This is a genomic window from Mesorhizobium sp. B4-1-4, from assembly GCF_006439395.2.
GTDB lineage: Bacteria > Pseudomonadota > Alphaproteobacteria > Rhizobiales > Rhizobiaceae > Mesorhizobium.
Genome location: NZ_CP083950.1, coordinates 293,037 through 311,578, shown reverse-complemented (window position 1 = coordinate 311,578; position 18,542 = coordinate 293,037). Strand labels below are relative to the sequence as shown.

The window sequence follows — 18,542 nt, the reverse complement described above, 5'->3', positions numbered from 1 at the left end:
CGATCGTTCGCGATCGATGGGCGAAGATTTCTGCTTATTAAATCAGTCGTTTGTAGGGGTATTCCGATAGCACGCGATAGTGCGCGAAGGCCCCAAATCATTCCCACTCGATCATCAACAAGTCTCCTATATATTTGATATTAAAGCAAAAATAACATTGATGGTCCACTCAATACCGTCAAAAATGCCGTCAGATTTTTAGCCTGTTGAAAAGATTGGAATAATGTAGCCGCCGTCGCGGAATGCGTAACTTTGACTACATCATTTCCTATAGCAGCCATTCGGCGAGATCAAAGCAGGCTCGCCCGACGCAGCCAGGGCAAGCAAATGGTCGCTGGCGAATGGCGCGGCGAAATCGTCGGCTCGGCCAACGTCAATTTTGGCCAGGTCGTGCAGCAAGGCCCGCCGAGACAATCATTTGAGTTCACCTACGTCATACTGGCTACCTCGCTCATCATGCCGAATGCCGTATTCAGATGGCCTGGAATCGTAATGGCCATGGCCCCCAACGCCAATGAAGGCAGACCACCCGCGGGCGTTCTTTTTGAGGCCGATCAGCTGCCGTCGCTGAGCCTCTCCCTCTACGTCACCAGAGAGCAATTTTCGGACATGCTGCCTCGCTTCGAAGCGCATCGATTCAAGGATTTTCATTTCACAGTAGAGGAAAAGGACGCAGAGGGCAGATGGCCTGTGCGCAGCTGGGGTATGGGAACCACTAGGCCGACTACCTAACCGGCGATATTGTTGGACCTAACGCGCCTGCAAATGTGGAAAGAACTCTGAAGTACGAGTGGGCGAACGGGCCGAAATTAAAGTGCGCGTAAGTCGCACGGATCGGAATCTACTACCGAAGACCGGGTCGTTTTAGCTGAACCTTATACGGGGCCAGGAGAGCAGATGAGGATCGCATGCTTGGGTTGGGGATCCTTGATTTGGAACCCAGAAGATTTCCCCGTGACGGGTGGGTGGAAAAACGACGGCCCGGTATTGCCGATAGAGTTTGCGCGTGAATCGGGCCGAAAGCGCATAACTCTTGTAATCGCGGATGGCGTTGAGCCGGTTACGACTCTGTGGACGCTGATGAAAGTCGCAAATCTACAAGCCGCCAAGGAAGCCTTGGCGTCACGGGAGCGCATCAACGAAGCGCACATCCAGCATTCGATTGGCTGGTAGCGCAAAGTCGATGGGACGTCACACGGACGCGGTGCACAAGCTATTTCCGGGTGGGCTCCCGCTCACAATCTTGATGCCGTAGTATGGACAAATCTGAGACCCGGACTGAAGGGAAGCCCAAACGTCGTGCCGGACTACGATGTTGTGCTGCAGCACTTCAAGATGCTCATCAACCAAGGTGAACAGGCTGAAGCCGAAGAGTATGTCCGCAAGGCCCCTTTGCAAATCAAAACGGGTTATCGAAAGCGATTGCAACAGGATCTTGGGTGGGCCCCTATCTAGACCACCGGCCTACGATTGGCGCGCCGAACTGGGAACCGGACGGGAATGAGCTACAACGCCAAACAGCATAGCTACGAAGAGATTCGAGAGGCCATCGTCGATATCGTAGTGCGGCCCAACGATCCTCCTCGACAGTGGGCATCTCTAATTTCGGAACTCGCCGACGAGTTCGCGCGACGAGAAGGAGGAGCGCCGGCGGGCGCCCGGGTCAGCCATGGCGCCAATTCGCTCCATCCCTTCGATACCGAGTTGGCCCGCGACGCCTTCTGGGACTTGTTTCGTCAAGGTATGATTACGCTCGGTCTAAACGACTATAACCCGGCTTGGCCTTGGTTTCGGGTGTCACACCTTGGCCGTCAGGAACTCGCTGCACAGAGCCCGTTGCGCTTCTATGATTCCGGGACGTTCATAGCGCTCGTGAAAAAGCAGGTGCCTGACATAAGTGACGAGGCTCTAATCTATCTGCGCGAGGCAGCTGGCGCCTTCTACGCAAGTCTTCTGCTATCGGCGTGCGTGATGGTCGGCGTTGCGGCCGAAGCAGAGTTCACTCGTTTGGTCGAAGTCGCTGCGACTCACCCGGACCACGGCAGTCGCTTCAACAGCGCTCAGAAGGCAGAGTTCATCGGGTCCAAAGTCGAAAAATTCCGAAGGGCCATCGACACGATCAAAAGCGATCTGCCCAAGTCCGTAGTTGAGAATCTAGAGGTCGTGTGGACGATTCAGACAGTGATCCGAACCGCGCGCAATGACGCCGGTCATCCCGTCGCGACGACCGTAACCCGCCAACAGGTCTATGTGTACTTGCAATTGTTCGTGGACATGGCGCGGCAGATGATGCTGCTGAGGCAAGAACTGACGAGCCTGGCGCCTTCCACCTGAGTGGGGACGACCAACGAGGCTTGCCTCGCCGAGCCGGTTATCGTTCGCCAGTTCTTCCCTCTTCGGTTCTACCCGCCCCTGGCCAGTGACAGCGATCCCAACGCAGCCGGCGGCTTGGCTGCCGCACGCAACAATGTGGGAAAACTCTCGAAACTACGGCGACTTAGTTGTTCGTGAAACATTGTGCGCAGCAATGGCAATTTGCGAAGCATGATTAAAAACACAACAAAAGCAACGAATCAACCGCCGCACAATGCGTGCTCTTTTATCTTGCCGTCTTAATCGGCGTATTCTTCAAAACTCTGTTTGCCATCGTAGTTACTCTCAAAAACTACGATAATACACTATTCTACACTCCATGCCACGATTCCGCATTCTGGCATCGAGTTCCGATGCGCCGTGCAGTCTTCCGCGCTCTGCGACGGCTAGCAGCGCTGCTTATTTGCAGCACGGGAACCGTCGTGGCGCACTCTTCCATCTGACTGACGGAGCATCGTCACAGGCAATCGAGCGCGGTCCGGCGATCTCGCGATCGGCGCGGCTGCAGGCAGGATAACGTGCGTTCCGTCGTTCCTGGTCTGCATCGGTTCTCATCCGCGGGCCTTGCCGTGCGAACGCCGCGCGGCGTCGGCATGGCTTGCTGCCGCATCGCCGACGTCGAAGGTGCCGTCGCTCCAGATGGCGTGGACTATGAGGACAGAGAAGCCGGGGCCGGTAGGTCCATTGGATGTCGCAACGCTATTAGGCTGGCCCCGCCGACCACCAGTATCCTTTGTGCAAAGCTTATGTTTTTGGGCAACAGTTGCAATTCCAAGCCTATAATCGGAGGTGGAAGCTTAGCGAAATCACTGAAGCCGCTTGGGGTAGGAAAGTCCATGCTCCCTATCACGTCTCCACCTTGGCCAAAAGCAGTGTACTTCGGGGTACCCGTTCTATCATCTAAAGCGGCTCTGTACCTGAGCATGTAGTCTGAGCTGTCCTTGCCAGAAAGACGAAACCTCAATCCAAAAAACCCAAAATCACCACAGGTTATACCGTCCAGTCCTTCTACATAAACCGGTTCGCACTTCCCGATGTATGGCGACGTACACGACAGTGACCTTCCGCTGCATGCTATGCGCACATCTCGAGCACCACGAGCGATGCCAAAGTCAACTACCATCACTGGAGGATAGAAACCGACCCCGCGCCAGCTACGGAAGGGCAACTGTACCAATTGGCCTGCGCCTCCCGATGCTTCACAGGTTCCACCACCGAGCAATGGGTCAATGGTGCTCCTTAGAGTCACTTGAACAGGAATGTCTACTATCGGGATCGGAACCGGCAACGACGGAAGATCGGCCTCCTTCAGCGCCACCGTTTCCGTGACTTCCGCTGGGCGCTCAAGCAACCGTGCCGCAAAGTCGTTGACCTGTCGCAGCGCCATCTCCAGCCGCTGAAGCGATCCATTAAAAAGGGTTCTATCACCGTTTTCAAATTGATCGGGATTGATGGCCGCATACCGAAAAACATCGATCCTTGCATTAATCTCGTCGCGAATGTAGACGCAGTCCTGTAAAATCGATTTTTGAAGGTCAAAACTAAGCGGCAGAATTCCTGCCCTGTTATCGACAACATCATAACTAACCGTGCTGTACGCCAATTCCGAGCCGAGACCGCTGTTTACCAGTTTTGCTCGGAAGTTGTTACAAAAGTCAAAAACACCATCGATGTACTTAGTTACTGTTTCCTTCTCGGGTCGATGTGCAGGTAGCGACTCGTTCAACCCGACGGAAGAGACCTGCAGATTGATGCTATTCTCCCCACTTGCTTTTGCCAATATACTATTGACGTCTGCAGACCCGGACACTGGACCACTGCTCCCCGAAACCGCGGCTCGCAAACGTTCCGTTTCAGACCTGGATTCGATCTGGATTTCGATTAACACAAACAATATACCGCCATATTCAACGGAATTCACAAATTCGTCGCCGTAGGTACGAAGGAAGTCCTCTCGGGAGGTTTTAAGTAGGGTCAATGCCGTCTCGGTTAATGAGGCATTCACCAACCTGTAACGCTTGCTAAAAAACCTCTTCCTTAGCAAAAAATAGATGTTCTGGCTGCGCATGGTGATAGTTCGAACAAAGTCCATCGAACCGGAGACTTTTCCTTCAAAGCCAGAAAATGATGCCTGGGCACTAACACTTAGAAATGAGTATAGCGAAGAATAGGAATCAACGTAGAGCAATTCCATTGTCTCTTCGGCAAACTCTGAAGGGAGATAATTGTCTCGAATAATTGCGTCACCGCGCTCAAGGAGTCCGATGCTATTAATTCCTTGCCCAAGAGCTTCGGGTATCTCAGGTTTGTCAGTCATTGGAGGCTCCTAGTACCGGCCTTCGTAAGAGAATTGCGTCTCAGCGCGGGAGCCTAACCAAGGCTCGCGCGGAATGCGGTATCGGCCACTTGAGTAAATACGAAGTTCGTTACGGAGTCGAGGGCTGTGAAGCCAAAGTAATTCACAGCTAACTGTTGCTGGACCGCCGAAGGATGGCTCTACGTTGCCGCCAGCCTGTGTGCGCGAAACCATAGCCTGCGCTACACATTGTCTGCTGTTGAAGCAGATTGCCGTCGCGGTTTCTCCGATATCCCAACTCCGGGCAGGCCTTCCTTTCTTGCCTTGGCAAAGGCTCGGTCGCTTTCCAGGAACTCCGACAGCATGAATGGAATGAGTTCAGCCACCGTTTCCGACTCGCCGTAGGTCTGACGGTAAAGCGCCGCATAGTCGTGGAGCGCTCGGCTAAGATCCGCGCTAACAGTGATGGTGATCTTGGAAGGCGTCCGGTCTGGAAGCTTTCTCAGTTTCAGATCGGCCATGAGCTACTCCTGTTCAACTTTGGTATGGCCGGAGCACAAGATCCTTGTGCACGATGACTCGCAGTGGCCAACCAGGGCGGACGGTGATGGTGGGCTGAATATTGAGGTTCTTCCCCGTGATGCGTTGGCCGGCTTGGCTGACGTTCTGTTGGGCGGATTCCCGGATTGCCTTGACGAGATCGCTTTCGTTTTCTCCAAAGCTCAATTCAGTGCCAACGCCCAGCAAGGTGGCCAGCGCAACGCCTTTGATCAACTGCCAGGTGTGGAAATCCACCTTGTCTTCCAGCCCCGCATAACCGGCGGTGTCTGCCGCGGGCAGATTGTCGATTTCGATCGACGAGCCGTCAGGCATCACAATGCGTTGCCAGACCAGCAGTGCGCGTTTTTGGCCAAACGCGACGACGCTGTCATAGGTGCCAATCAGCCGTGAGCCCTGCGGGATGAGCAAGGTGTTGCCCGTGACCGTGTCGTGCACATTCTCGGTGACCTGCGCGACGACCAAACCTGGCAAGTCGGAATTGATGCCGGTGATGAGGCTAGCGGCGATCACGCTCCCAGCCATGAGCTGATATCGCGAAGCAGGCGTCTGTAGCGCATGCGGATTATAGATCCCACGCGAGTCCTGCTGACTGATGAAATCAAGCTTGCGCTGTTGGTTGTTCTGGTCGCCCTCGGCTGGTGCAACCGAGGGCAACCCGCTTCTCACATCGAACTGCGGAAGCGCCTCAAACGGCTGCTGCGCACCTCGCCCATTACCGGCGAGATCTGTCTGGGTGGCTCGATTGACGATGCGGAAGAGGACTTGCGATTCACGCGCCGAAATCGCCTGCTGGGCCAGCCGCTGCTCTTCGGCGGATGCCTCCTGCCCCGGCGCGATGCCGAGTTGCCGCTGCCGTTCCAGGATCGGACGGCCGAGGTCACCGGGCAACGGCGGTCCTAGCATGGGAGGCTTCGGGTTCATTCCGGAATAGTCCTTGGGAAGCGTGTCGAGTCCCTCCGCGGTTGGCTTGTGGTCGGTGTTGTAGAGGTCTTCCGCCTGCTCTCTCATGCGCAAGGCAGGTCCCTGAAGCGCTATCATCGTGACGCCCAGGATGGCACCGGATCCGACTGCGGCGATGGCGACGATCACACCGCGCCTGAACCGCACCGCGCGGCGGGGTGAGGCCCGCAACTGTAGCTGCTCGGGGTCGAGTTTCGGCGGCGCAGCGGGTTGGGAAGTATCGGTCATGAACCCCTCCCCTCAGCGACTGGAACGCGAAAATAGCGGGATACGCCGGGGCGGCTGTCGTCCGTCGGTTCTCGTGATGCGCACCACTTGCTGCTGCTTGCTGCCGAGCCGCAGTTCAGCCGCCGCAAATAGGCGATCGACGATGTAGTAGTTGCCGCGCATCCGATAGTTGACGAGCTGGTTGTTCCCGTCAGCACCGACGATGAAGAGCGGCGGTGCCTCACCCTGATCGATGCGACCCGGGAATTCGATATAGACTTTGCTGCCATCGTCGAAAGCGCGCGTCGGTCTCCAGGGCGGTGTGTCGCCGCTAATCGAGTAGCGGAAGCGAATGTCCTCGAGTGCCACATTCGACGCTACCGGCAGGACAGCCTCGGCCTGAGCGTTACGCTGGCGTAGCGCAATGATCTGGTCCTCGCTGTACGTCCAGGAGATTGCTGCCATCGCGGTCTTCTCGGTGCTTTGAAGTTGTAGGTGGTACGTCCGCCGTTCCGTGGTGATCACCAGATTGGTGCTAAGCCCCGGCGCGAAGGGTTTTACCAGCACATGGGTGCGCTGGTTGTCGCCGTTCCCGCTGACGGTGTCGCCAATGACCCAGCGCACCGTATCGCCGGCCGACACGGCCGTTAGTTTCTCGCCAGGTTGCAGAGCGATATCGCTGACGCGTTCGGGCGCGGCATAAAGCTGATAGAGTGCGCCATCCGTGAAGGGATAGACCTGAACCGCATTGACATAGCCGTACCTGGTGGGTTGCTGCGTCGCCGCCTTGTTGGCATCAGTGACGCGTTCTTCAGGGGAACGCTGGTCGTTGACGGCCTTGCCCGGTTCGGGCTGCAACTGACCGGGCAGCGCCAATGGCTTTGGGATCTCAACGATCTTCACCGGCCTCTCCGGCGCCTTCTCGATTGCCGCCGGTTTGAAGTCGGCAGCATCATAGGAAATCGCAGGCGGTGGCACCGGCTTCGACGCACAGGCTGATAGGACTGCTGCCGAGACCGACAGGATCAGCGTGGCGCGGAATGCTTGGGCTCTATTTGTCATTGGCTGGCTCCTTCGGGGAAACGGATGTCGGCGCGGCGCTGTCGAGCTCACGCGACCAGTCGATGGCGTTGATGAAGACGCCGAGCGGATTGTTGCGCAGTTGGTCCGTATTGCTCGGTGGGCGGATCACGATGGTGAGGATCGCGGTCCAGCGCGTCGTGCTGGCCAGGCTGCCGCGCTCAAAGACCTGCTCAGTCCATTTGACCTGGAACGAGCTATCGGAAGCCCTGACGACGCTGGTCACCTGGACCGAGACGCTGCGCGTGCCGATCTGACCGAAAGGGTCGTTCGCCTTGGCGTATTCGTTGAGGAAGAGCGCCGCGCGATCGGTGGCAAAGTCGTAGGCTGCCAGCCAGTTTTGCCGCACCAGCACCGGATCGGTGGAGATCGAGCGGACGCTCTGAATGAAGTGGCCGAGATGCCAGGCGATCTGGGCATCGGTGGGTTCGTAGTCGCGGATTGCCGGCGCAACGGCGCGTGCCTCGCCGAACCGGTCGACCTCGACGACATAAGGTGCGACCCGGCTTTGCATCGACTGCCACACAAGTCCGCCGGAAAGTCCTGTCGCCAAGGCCAGGCAGCCGAGGGCTATCAGCCGCCAGTTCCTCGCCTGCACTCGAGATGAGCCGATGCGCTCGTCCCAGAGCTGGCCGGCCTTCTGATACGGCGTGACCGGCTCGGGCGTCCTGCCGTAGCGTTGAACGGGTCGCTTGAAGAGCATCTAGTCATCCTTGTCGTTGAGAGAGGGATTGGCGCTGCCGCCCGGCCTGTCGCCGTCACGGACGGCCTGCGTGGCGGCATGTCGATGGGCGCGGGCGGTCTGTTCGGAACGCAGGCGCTTGGCCCAGGCGGGTGCGGCATCCGGGCCTGCACTGGCAAGGCTTCCGGTCATTGACGCGGTTGGTGTACCGCCAGTTGCGGTCCATGCGGCTTCGCGACCAGCATCCGCACCGCGTCCGAACCCTCCTGTAGCAGACCGAGCCGCGCGCATAGCCACGCCGCCGGCGGCACCCGCCACGCCCTGCATTCCAGCAGTCACACCGGACAGGCCGGAGTCAGGTGAGGTTGCGCGTCCCAGCTGCCAAGCCGAGGAAGCGGCCGATCCCATGGTTGTGCCGGCACGGACTGCGGCGAGATTGCCGCCTGCTGCGATGCGGGCGCCGGCAAATGCCGCACCTCCGGCAACGAGCGATGCACCGGCCGCGGCCGCCGTGGTACCAAGTGCGGCGCCCGCACCAAGCTGCGGCGCACCGGATACAAGACCCGAAGCGATCCCAGGCCCAAAAATGCCGAGGCCAAGCAGAGACAGCGCTCCAAGGACCTGCGACATGGCCGCGGCCAGGTCCGGCTCCTTGCCTTGCAGCGCGGCAGCGAACTCACCGAAGAGCGTGGAGCCGATGCCAACAATTACGGCAAGCACCATCACCTTGATGCCCGACGAGATGACATTGCCGAGCACGCGCTCGGCCAGAAACGCCGACCGGTTCCAGAGTGCAAACGGAACTAGAACGAAGCCGGCCAACGTGGTGAGCTTGAACTCCAGGATGGTTATGAAGAGCTGGATCGAAAGAATGAAGAAGGCGATGATGACCAGGAACCAGGCCAGAAGCAGCACGAAGATGGTGAGCGCATTGCCGAAGATTTCCGGGAAGCCGAGAAGCTGGCTTGCTTGATCGAGCAGTGGCCAAGCGGCCTCGAAACCGGTCGCGGCAATCCGGCCTGGATGCAGGAGATTGTCTGCGGAGAGATTGCCAGAAGACGCGTTGATCCCAAGCCCGGCAAAGGATCGATAGATGATGTCGGCCAGGTTCTTGAAATTGTTCAGGATGAAGGCGAAGACGCCGACATAGAGCACCTTGCGAATGAGCCGGCCGAAAATATTGGGCTCGCCTCCGAGCGCCCAGGCCAGACCGGCAAGCGTGATGTCGATGCCAATCAGCGTGGTGGTAAGGAAGGCGACGTCGCCCGAAAGCAGACCGAACCCGCTGTCGATGTAGCGGGTAAAAGTCTCCATGAAGCGATCGATTACCCCGAGGTCGTTCATGCCGCCGCCTTCCTCATCGCAAAGACTGGTGATCAGTTGCCGGGATAGGCCGTGCCGGTGCCCAGGAAACGCTTCGTCGTCTGGCGTGCGGCTTCCTCGGACTGCGCCTTGCGCGCCGCATCCTCGACCTCAGCCCGAAACTGCGTGGCGAGCAGCGTCTGGATCTGCATCTGCTGCTTGGTCGAAAGCGCAATCAGCTGATTGGTGGCCTGGCTTGCCTCGAGCGCACCGGCCGCACCCTGGCTGCGGTTGACGAGATCGGTGAGCAGTTCGCCATCGCCGCGCACATTGTCCACGATCTGCGACTGAACACCCATGGTCTGGCGGAACGCTTGCATGGCGCTCTGCCAGCGTTCGCGCGCAGCGCTTGCCACGTCGCTGACCTTGATCGTGGCGTCGTAGCTGTCTGGATACTGCCGGCGCCACTGGTCTTGGACCTTATCGAGATCAAAACTCAGGCCACTTGCCTGGTCCATCAACCCGTCGATGCGTTGGAATGAACCGGTAAGCTGGCCCACGGAAGAAAAATCCAGACTTTGAAGATTGCGCGCCATGTTCTGCAGCATGGTCGCCTGGTTCTGGAGAGATTGTATCTGATTGTTGATCTGCTCCAACGCGCGCGCCGCCGACAGCACGTTCTGCGTATAGTTCGATGGATCGAATACGATGAGTGCGTTGGCCGGCCGGACATAGTCGGCCATCGGCATGGCGATCAGGGAAACAATCAGGCTGGAGAGAAGGCGGCGTCGCATCATGACAATTGCTCCATGTCAGATTAAGGGAATTGCAGGAGAAGCTCGGCGGCCCAATCGAAGCCACGCGCACTGAGGAATCGGAAAGCAAAGCTCTCCTGCCCGTCTTCGGACAAGACGCTGTCGATCAGCGTCTGCGTGGCTGGATCGGAGGCGCCACAAAGCGCTAGTGTGATCGGACCCAAGCCCAGCTCGAACAGACGGTTGCCGCGACGCGATTGCAGATAGTATTGGCGCTTCGGCGTGGCGCGGGCGACCAGTTCGATCTGCCGCTCGTTTAAACCGAAGCGTTCGTAGGCCGCCCTCGCCTGCGGCTCCACGGCACGATCATTGGGAAGAAAGATGCGCTGTGGGCAGCTCTCTATAATCGCAGGCGCAATTGAAGAGCCGGCGATGTCGGCAAGCGATTGCGTGGCGAAGATGACCGATACGTTCTTCTTACGCAGCACCTTCAGCCATTCGCGGATGCGGGCGGCAAACAGCGGATTGTCGAGATAGACCCAGGCTTCGTCGAGCATGAGCAGCGTCGGCCGCCCGTCGAACCGCTCCTCGAGACGATGGAACAGATAGGTGAGCACTGGCAGGACGGCGCCCTGGCTGTGCATCAGTTCCTCGGTCTCGAAGCACTGCACATCCGACAGGGCCAGCCGATCGTCATCGGCATCGAGCAGCCGACCAAAGGGACCGTCGAGCGTGTAGGGCATCAATGCGGACTTCAGCGCGTTGGACTGAAGCAGGACCGACAGGCCGGTCAGTGTGCGTTCTTGCGCCGGCGCAGTGGCAAGGCTGCCGAGCGCCGACCAGAGCGCCTCCTTCACTTCCGGCGTGACGGTGACGTTCTCATGAGCAAGGAGACCGGCGATCCATTCGGCTGCCCAACTGCGGGTACCTGGGTCGTTAATGTTGCGCAGTGGCTGGAAGGCGAGTGTGCCATCCGCGCCGAGCGCGTGGTGCTCTCCACCCGTGGCGAGTGTCGCCGCGCGGGCCGAATTGCCCTTGTCGAAGACATAGATCTGCGCGCCGGCATAGCGGCGGAACTGCAAAGCGATCAGGGCGAGTAGAACCGACTTGCCGGCGCCGGTCGGCCCGACGATCAGCATGTGGCCGACATCGTCGACATGGGTGGAAAGCCGGAACGGAGTCGAACCGCTGGTCTCGGCGAAGAGAAGCGGCGGGGCTTCGGTCTGGGTGACCTTGGCCAGATGTTCGTTCTCCGCCGGGCCGGCCCACACCGATGACAGCGGCATCAGATGGCCAAGGTTCAGTGTGTGAATGAGCGGCTGGCGAATGTTGGCATAGACATGGCCGGGCAACGAGCCGAGCCACGCTTCTACGGCATTGACGCTTTCACGGATCGTAGTGAAGCCAAGTCCGTTGACGATGCGCTCGACCGTGCGAAGTTTCTCCGCGGCGGCTTGGCGATCCTCGTCCCACACCGTCACGGTCGTGGTGAGATAGCCGAAGCCGACATGATCGCCGCCCAACGCCTGGAGTGCTTCGTCGGCGTCGAGCGCCTTGTTGTCGGCATCGCTGTCGACCAGAGGAACCGGGTCGTTGGTGACTACCTCCCGGAGGATTGCCGCGATCGACTTTCGTTTGGCAAACCACTGCCGCCGGAGCCGTGTCAGAGTTTTAGTGGCTTCGGTCTTGTCGAGCGGAATGAAACGCGTCATCCAGCGATAAGCGAAATCCTGATGGTTAAGTGCGTCGAGTATTCCGGGTCGTGTGAGGTTCGGGAAGCCGAGGATGGTAAGCGTGCGAAGATGCTGCTCACCCAACGCCGGCTCCAAGCCGCCGGTAAGTGGCGCATCGACCAGGATGCCATCCAGGTATATCGGCGTCTCAGGCACGGCGACCGGATGGCGACGGGTCGAGATCGTGCCGTGCAGGTAAGTCAGCGTCTCGGCATCGTCGAGCGCGCGCACCTCGGGCATAAAGCCCGACAGAAGATCTAGAACGCGGTCGGTCTCGTCACGGAACCGCGCCACCTCCTGGCGCCAGTCTCTTTTGCCTTCTGAACGATGAGAGTCGACGAGGGCGCTTTCCGCCCGCGCCTGGCTGTCCGGCGGCGGCATGAACAGCAAGGTCAGATGGTAGCGACTCTCGAAATGCGTGACCTTGCCCTCGAAGGCCGCACGCCGTTCCTCATCGACCAGCCATGAGGCCGCGTCGGGGAAACGCGAATGCGGATAGCCCAGCGCTTCGATGCGCTCCGCCTCGAAGAACAATGCCCAGCCGGAGCCCAAGCGTCTGAGCGCGTTGTTTGCCCGCGCGCAGACGCCGACGAGTTCAGCTTCCGTCGCGCTTTCGAGATCGGGTCCGCGAAACCGAAACGTGCGCTGAAAGCTGCCGTCCTTGTTGAGGACGATACCGGGCGCCACCAGTGCGGCCCAGGGCAAATGGTCGGCAAGCCGGTCGGCCTTGCCGCGATACTCTGAAAGATTCAGCATGCAAGCCATGCCTTCAGGCGAAGGTGGCGGACAAGCACGCTGGCGAACTCCGGATCCCGGCGTGCGGCAAAGACCGCGAGCGTGTGACCGGCAATCCAAAGCAGCATGCCTGCGATCCACTGCTGCAAACCAAGACCGATGGCCGCAGCCACCGTGCCGTTGAGGATCGCCACCGCTCGAGGCGCTCCGCCCAGCAGGATCGGCTCGGTCAGCGCCCGGTGGACAGGAACTTCAAAGCCCTCGATGTGCTGCTCTCCGGCCGCCATCAGACGAGCGCCCCGCCGCCGAAGGAGAAGAAAGAGAGGAAGAAGCTCGACGCCGCGAAGGCGATCGAGAGGCCGAAGACGATCTGGATCAGTCGACGGAAACCACCGGCGGTATCGCCAAAGGCAAGTGTCAGCCCGGTGGTGATGATGATGATCACCGCGACGATCTTGGCGACGGGCCCCTGCACCGACTCCAGAATCTGTTGCAATGGCTGTTCCCAAGGCATGCCGGAACCCGCGGCGAAAGCCGGGGCCGTGATAAGAACCGCGAGCGCGGCGGAGGAAAGAATGCGAAGCCTCTTGCGCATGAGGGTACCTTTCAAAGCTGCTGGAGTTGCGGAAGCGTGAGTTGGGCGACGGCGTAATCGCCGCTGCCGTCGAGACCGGTGACCTCGGCGATCGTGTCGATGCGGCGTGAGGATCCGCGTCCGGCGATAAAGACGATCAGGTCGATCGCCTCAGCGATGAGGCGGCGGGGAACGGTGACGACGGCTTCCTGGGCGAGCTGTTCGATCCGGTAGAGGGCAGATCGCGCCGAATTGGCATGAACCGTGGCGATGCCACCTGGGTGCCCGGTGTTCCAGGCCTTCAGCATGTCGAGCGCTTCCGCGCCCCGGACTTCGCCAACGATGATGCGGTCGGGTCTGAGGCGTAGCGTCGAGCGCACGAGATCGGCAAGCGTGACCGAGCCCCGCCTGGTTCTCAGGGCAACGCAGTCTTTTGCCGCGCATTGCAGTTCGCGCGTATCCTCGATCAGGATCACCCGCTCGTCGCATTCGGCAACTTCGGCCAGCAGCGCATTGGCCAGCGTCGTTTTGCCCGACGAAGTGCCGCCAGCGACCAGAATGTTGCGCCGATCGCGTACCGCGTTCCTCAGCGCATCAGCCTGGAGTGGCAACATGATGCGATCGGCGACATAGTTGGCCAGCGTGTAGAGTTTTGCCGCTGGTTTGCGAATGGCGAAGCATGGCGCCAGCACGACGGGTGGCAGCAAGCCTTCGAAACGCTCGCCCGAGGGTAGTTCGGCACTGACGATCGGGTTGTCGGCATGCGCCTCGGCGCGCACATGGGAGGCAACCAGACGGATGATGCGTTCGGCCTCTGAAGGGTGCATGTGCACGCCGGTATCGACGCGGCCTTCTCCGAGACGGTCGAGCCGCAACGCGCCGTCGGGATTGAGCATCACCTCGATGACCAATGGATCGGAAAGCGCCTCGGTGATCGCTAGGCCCATGGCGGTTCGCAGCATCGCGCGACGGCGATGGTCGGCTTCGGGATGGGAGGTCATCCTTCCACTCCCACGTCACTGCCTTTGCCAAGCGAGCGTTTCCCGGAAGCAATTTGGCGGCCGACTTGCTCGACGAATTTGTCGAAGCGTTCCTGGGCGATCGCCTGCGTTGCCTTGTCCGGAACCGGCGTGTGAGCATGAAGCGTGATCGAAAACCGGATGAAGAGCGCGAGGCTCTCAAGGATCATCTCGGCATCGCGCCTGATATGAGCGAGGTCGCGGGAAAGACGGTCGAGCCTCAAGCCGTAGCGCCGGTCGAGCTCGTTCTCGCCACGCCGCTCGATGAACGCCTCGACCGCCTTCGCCACGATCGCCGATTTGGTCGTCGATGGATCGCGGCTGAGTTTGTCCAGCTTCTCGCTGAGCTCCGGCTCAAGCAGAAACTGATGGCGAATGCGGTGGGGTTTCATGCGGCTTGTTCTCGAAAGGCCGGCATTGCGCCGGCGACGGGAACAAGCATCCACCAGACGCTCGAAATCGCTTATGGCCGTTATCTACGCCGAGATGCGCTTTGCCTTTGAGCGAGCTTTAGAAGCCGGGGACGATGTCCTTCTCGTCGCCCCTACCCTCATTGATGCCGTAGGCGCGTGTCGCGGTGGAAATCCGGTCCATGACGCGCTTATCAGCGATCGTCTCGCTATCATCGTCGGCAGGCTTGAGAAGATCTTCCTGGTCGGGCTCCTGAGTGACGTCGGTCGGTTCTTCAGGCAACCCGGGATGGCGCTGCTGTTGGACACCGCCCTCGTCTTCGATCGTGGCGCCGGCGCTTTCGCCGTCGGCAACAAGACGGCGATCGACGCTGCGCACCTGCCCAGTCCAATCGTCCGGGCGCGATGCAGGGCAGTCCGCGTAGGGACCGTCACGCAACACCGGCGCGGGCAGCACCCGTTCGGTGAAATTTTGATCCTGATAGTAGCGCAGTTTTTTGGCACGGATCGGCGGCAGCCCCGAAACCAGCACTAGTTCGTCCGATGGCGGCAATTGCATCACCTCGCCCGGCGTCAGCAGCGGCCGGGCGGTCTCCTGGCGGCTGACCATGACATGCGAAAGCCAGGGGGCCAGCCGATGGCCGGCATAGTTGCGCATGGATCTGAGTTCCGTGGCGGTACCGAGCGCGTCCGAAATGCGCTTGGCAGTGCGTTCGTCATTGGAAGAAAAAGCAATGCGGACATGGCAGTTGTCGAGAATGGCGTTGTTCTCGCCGTAAGCTTTCGAGATCTGGTTCAAGGATTGCGCGATCAGGTAAGCGCGAATGCCATAGCCGGCCATGAAGGCGAGCGCGGTCTCGAAGAAGTCGAGGCGCCCGAGTGCCGGAAATTCGTCGAGCATCATCAGCAGTTGATGCTTGCGGCTCTTCTTCGGATCGCCCTCCAGCCGCTCGGTGAGCCGCCGGCCGATCTGATTGAGCACCAGTCGCACCAGCGGCTTGGTTCGCGAGATGTCCGATGGCGGCACCACCAGATAGAGCGACATTGGGAGTTGTGCATCCATGAGGTCAGCAATGCGCCAATCGCAGGCCGATGTTGTCGCCGCCACGGTGGGATCGCGATAGAGGCCGAGAAACGACATGGCAGTCGAGAGCACGCCCGAACGCTCGTTCTCTGACTTGTTCAGCACCTCACGGGCCGCCGAGACCACGACCGGATGCACTTGAGGCCTGTCCGCCGTTCCGACGTGGTTGGTCGTCATCATCCGCCCAAGTGTTGCGGCAAACGAGCGTTGCGGGTCCGACAGGAACGTGACGACGCGGGCAAGTGTTTTTTCCTCTTCGGCGTAGAGCACGTGCAGAATGGCGCCAACCAGCAGGGAATGGCTGGTCTTTTCCCAGTGATTGCGCCGCTCGAGCGCGCCCTCAGGATCGACAAGAATGTCAGCGATGTTCTGGACGTCGCGGACCTCATTAGGACCTTTGCGCACCTCCAGCAGCGGGTTGTAGCGCGCCGACCTCGGATCGGTTGGATTAAACAACAGACAGTGCGAGAACTTCGACCGCCAGCCGGCAGTTAGCTGCCAATTCTCGCCCTTGATGTCATGGATGACAGCCGAGCCGGTCCAGGAAAGCAGGGTTGGAACAACCAATCCGACGCCCTTGCCCGAACGTGTCGGCGCAAAGGCCATGACGTGCTCCGGCCCGTCATGGCGCAGATATCGATCCTTAAGCTCGCCGAGGAAAACACCGGCCGGTCGAAACAGCCCTGCTTTTTCGATTTCCTGCTTCACGGCCCATCGTGAGGAGCCATAGGTGGTAACCAGTCCACGCTGCCGCGCGCGCCAGAGCGAACCCGCGACTGCACCAGCGCAGCCCAAGAATCCGCTAGCGCCGGCAAGCATGCCTGCCTTGTCGAAGACCTCAGGCGCATAGGCATCAAAATGATACCACCATTCGAACAGTTTCCACGGTTTATAGATCGGCCGGCCGACCGCGAGGAACCATGGTGTGCCAAGCTGCTGCTGATAGTCCAGCGCGTAGGCGCTCCATTGCGTTGCCGTCCATACTCCGAGAATAGCGGTGGCGAATACTACGGCGATTTGCCCAATCAATAGCTTTGTGGGGGTCATTGGCTCGCTCGGTTCCTCCGGGAGGGTTTGAGCAAGCATCGCGCTTTGCGGTCTGAACGGAAACGCCGCTTATATGCGATCTAGTGTGGCGAAGGACCTAGTTGATGGATGGCGGTCGGGGCCACTGGGTATCCAAGAACCGGCCATGTCCTGCATGTAGCAATCGCGCAGCCGGCAATGCGCAGAACATTGTCGTCCCGCCGTGCATTTTCGAGGCTTGACCGGGGCCTGAATGCCCCCTTGTCTCACCTGAAAGGTGCCACCTTAACCAATCCAGCGTCCTAGCTGTGCGCGTTGTAGCCGAATGCGGCATCGGTTCAAGCAATACCAATGGATGAAAGCCGCAAAGCCTTACAGACCCCCCTTTGGGAATATCCATTCTAAACTTAACGCAAACATCGACTTGCAGGCTTTGCCGATCCCGGCTTATCTTCAGAAGGGCGTCGCGCAACAGTTCCCGTACGGTTCGGACACCAAAGCACCAGTGGCGGAGGTTTTACTGATATTTTTTGTCTTCCAGCATCCGATCTCTAAGCCTTAAGCAAGTAAAGGTTTGATATGCCTCTGATTGATCGTATAACTCGGCAAGGTAAAAAGAAGTTACTTTCGATAGACGGCGGCGGAATTCGAGGCGTACTGGCGCTGGAAATCCTCCTAAAATTGGAAAACCTTCTGCGGCCAGATATCGATGGTGACAGCTTTCGCTTATCACACTACTTCGATTACATTGCTGGTACCAGCACTGGCGGAATTATAGCTGCCGGATTGTCCATGGGATTATCTGTAAGAGATATCCAATCTTTTTATGAAAATTGCGGCGCTCAGATGTTCGTCAGATCTAATGTTCTTGATCGTCTAAAATACAAGTTCGACTCTGAGCCGCTAGCAGTTAAATTAAAGGAGGTTTTTGGTAGTGAGACCACATTAGGCTCAGATAAATTGCAAAGCCTACTGTTGCTAGTCATGCGCAACGCAACCACCGATTCGCCATGGCCGCTGTCAAATAATCCCTTCGGGTACTATAATAATCCAGATCGGTCCGATGACAACGGCAAACTTCCGCTTTGGCAACTAGTCCGCGCCAGCACGGCGGCCCCAACTTACTTTCCACCTGAGGTGATTATTATTCCAGGCATCTCTGACACCGATAGGCATTTTATCTTCGTCGATGGCGGAGTTACTATGTATAACAATCCCACATTCCAAATGTTTTTGATGGCTACTGTTGATCGTTACTGGAGTCGCAATCCGGAAGCCCGTTGGCGGACCGGAGCCGATCAGATGTTAATAGTTTCGGTTGGTACCGGCACCTGTCCGGATGTTCGCTCTGGCCTTAATCCTAATGATATGAACTTGCTCTTCAACGCAACAACGATTCCATCGGCACTTATGTTTGCTGCTTCCAACGAGCAAGACCTACTTTGCCGTATCTTTGGGGAGTGCCGTGCAGGCCAGACAATTGACCGAGAGATTGGAAATCTCGTCGACAGCGTTGGGCCTCTCCCGAAAGAAAATAAGCTGTTCGCGTACGTGCGCTACAATGCAGAACTGACCCGAGCAGGTTTGGATGCCTTAGGGCTAGAGAATGTCCGGCCTGAGACGGTTCAAAGAATGGACGCGATTGACGGAATTCCCGAACTGCATGCAGTTGGCAAGAAGGCCGCCGAAAGGGTAAAGAAGGAACATTTCATCGGCTTCTGAGGATATCGATTTCCTTTCAATGA

The 18,542-nt window shown here is 58.7% G+C and carries 18 protein-coding genes; 5 read left to right on the top strand and 13 right to left on the bottom strand.

All coding sequences use genetic code 11. From position 1 onward, the window contains the following. The first annotated feature begins 327 nt into the window (after window positions 1–327). The 4 genes from FJW03_RS01420 (at window position 328) to FJW03_RS01405 (ending at window position 2,334) form a co-directional block, all read left to right on the top strand. Window positions 328–732, top strand: a complete 405-nt coding sequence (locus FJW03_RS01420; protein ID WP_140763796.1) for a hypothetical protein — start codon at window positions 328–330, stop codon at window positions 730–732. Between the two features lie 165 nt (window positions 733–897). Next, the gene (locus FJW03_RS01415; RefSeq protein ID WP_140763793.1) at window positions 898–1,173 is read left to right on the top strand and encodes a hypothetical protein; all 276 of its coding nucleotides are present in this window, start codon (window positions 898–900) and stop codon (window positions 1,171–1,173) included. Between the two features lie 126 nt (window positions 1,174–1,299). Next, complete coding sequence (locus FJW03_RS01410; protein WP_181173244.1) at window positions 1,300–1,455, top strand: hypothetical protein; 156 nt, start codon at window positions 1,300–1,302, stop codon at window positions 1,453–1,455. 45 nt (window positions 1,456–1,500) lie between these two features. Continuing rightward, window positions 1,501–2,334 carry a hypothetical protein gene (locus tag FJW03_RS01405; protein WP_140763790.1) on the top strand — a complete coding sequence of 278 codons (834 nt, stop codon included), beginning with the start codon at window positions 1,501–1,503 and terminating at the stop codon, window positions 2,332–2,334. Between the two features lie 688 nt (window positions 2,335–3,022). On the opposite strand, the gene FJW03_RS01400 is transcribed toward FJW03_RS01405, so the two are convergent. The 13 genes from FJW03_RS01400 to FJW03_RS01340 all read right to left on the bottom strand — a co-directional run bounded on the left by FJW03_RS01400 (window position 3,023) and on the right by FJW03_RS01340 (window position 16,818). Then, a complete protein-coding gene (locus FJW03_RS01400; protein WP_140763787.1) occupies window positions 3,023–4,690 on the bottom strand; it encodes a hypothetical protein in 1,668 nt (555 codons plus the stop codon). 221 nt (window positions 4,691–4,911) lie between these two features. After that, the gene (locus tag FJW03_RS01395) at window positions 4,912–5,190 is read right to left on the bottom strand and encodes a DUF2274 domain-containing protein (protein ID WP_140763784.1); all 279 of its coding nucleotides are present in this window, start codon (window positions 5,188–5,190) and stop codon (window positions 4,912–4,914) included. Window positions 5,191–5,203: 13 nt separating this feature from the next. Further along, window positions 5,204–6,418, bottom strand: a complete 1,215-nt coding sequence (locus tag FJW03_RS01390; protein ID WP_140763781.1) for a TrbI/VirB10 family protein — start codon at window positions 6,416–6,418, stop codon at window positions 5,204–5,206. 12 nt (window positions 6,419–6,430) lie between these two features. Further along, the gene (gene trbG / locus FJW03_RS01385; protein ID WP_140763986.1) at window positions 6,431–7,459 is read right to left on the bottom strand and encodes a P-type conjugative transfer protein TrbG; all 1,029 of its coding nucleotides are present in this window, start codon (window positions 7,457–7,459) and stop codon (window positions 6,431–6,433) included. Next, window positions 7,449–8,180 (bottom strand): conjugal transfer protein TrbF, encoded by a 732-nt coding sequence (gene trbF, locus FJW03_RS01380; RefSeq protein ID WP_140763778.1) that lies wholly within the window; start codon window positions 8,178–8,180, stop codon window positions 7,449–7,451. The genes trbG and trbF overlap by 11 nt, the downstream gene beginning before the upstream one ends. After that, the gene (trbL, locus tag FJW03_RS01375; RefSeq protein ID WP_140763775.1) at window positions 8,181–9,503 is read right to left on the bottom strand and encodes a P-type conjugative transfer protein TrbL; all 1,323 of its coding nucleotides are present in this window, start codon (window positions 9,501–9,503) and stop codon (window positions 8,181–8,183) included. It lies immediately after the preceding gene. Window positions 9,504–9,535: 32 nt separating this feature from the next. Next, the gene (gene trbJ, locus FJW03_RS01370; protein WP_140763772.1) at window positions 9,536–10,258 is read right to left on the bottom strand and encodes a P-type conjugative transfer protein TrbJ; all 723 of its coding nucleotides are present in this window, start codon (window positions 10,256–10,258) and stop codon (window positions 9,536–9,538) included. Between the two features lie 20 nt (window positions 10,259–10,278). Continuing rightward, complete coding sequence (gene trbE / locus FJW03_RS01365) at window positions 10,279–12,705, bottom strand: conjugal transfer protein TrbE (protein ID WP_140763769.1); 2,427 nt, start codon at window positions 12,703–12,705, stop codon at window positions 10,279–10,281. Beyond that, a complete protein-coding gene (locus FJW03_RS01360) occupies window positions 12,699–12,971 on the bottom strand; it encodes a VirB3 family type IV secretion system protein (protein WP_140763766.1) in 273 nt (90 codons plus the stop codon). Before FJW03_RS01360 ends, trbE begins: the two co-directional genes overlap by 7 nt. Further along, window positions 12,971–13,279, bottom strand: a complete 309-nt coding sequence (locus FJW03_RS01355) for a TrbC/VirB2 family protein (protein WP_140763764.1) — start codon at window positions 13,277–13,279, stop codon at window positions 12,971–12,973. Before FJW03_RS01355 ends, FJW03_RS01360 begins: the two co-directional genes overlap by 1 nt. A gap of 11 nt (window positions 13,280–13,290) precedes the next feature. Further along, on the bottom strand, window positions 13,291–14,259 hold the full coding sequence (gene trbB, locus FJW03_RS01350) for a P-type conjugative transfer ATPase TrbB (protein WP_140763761.1): 969 nt from the start codon (window positions 14,257–14,259) through the stop codon (window positions 13,291–13,293). After that, a complete protein-coding gene (locus tag FJW03_RS01345; RefSeq protein WP_140763759.1) occupies window positions 14,256–14,669 on the bottom strand; it encodes a CopG family transcriptional regulator in 414 nt (137 codons plus the stop codon). The genes trbB and FJW03_RS01345 overlap by 4 nt, the downstream gene beginning before the upstream one ends. Before the next feature lie 118 nt (window positions 14,670–14,787). Further along, window positions 14,788–16,818, bottom strand: coding sequence for a conjugal transfer protein TraG (locus tag FJW03_RS01340; RefSeq protein WP_140763756.1), 2,031 nt, complete (start codon window positions 16,816–16,818; stop codon window positions 14,788–14,790). A gap of 558 nt (window positions 16,819–17,376) precedes the next feature. Here FJW03_RS01340 and FJW03_RS01335 point away from each other — a divergent pair. After that, window positions 17,377–18,519, top strand: a complete 1,143-nt coding sequence (locus FJW03_RS01335) for a patatin-like phospholipase family protein (protein ID WP_140763754.1) — start codon at window positions 17,377–17,379, stop codon at window positions 18,517–18,519. The last annotated feature ends 23 nt before the right edge of the window (window positions 18,520–18,542 follow it).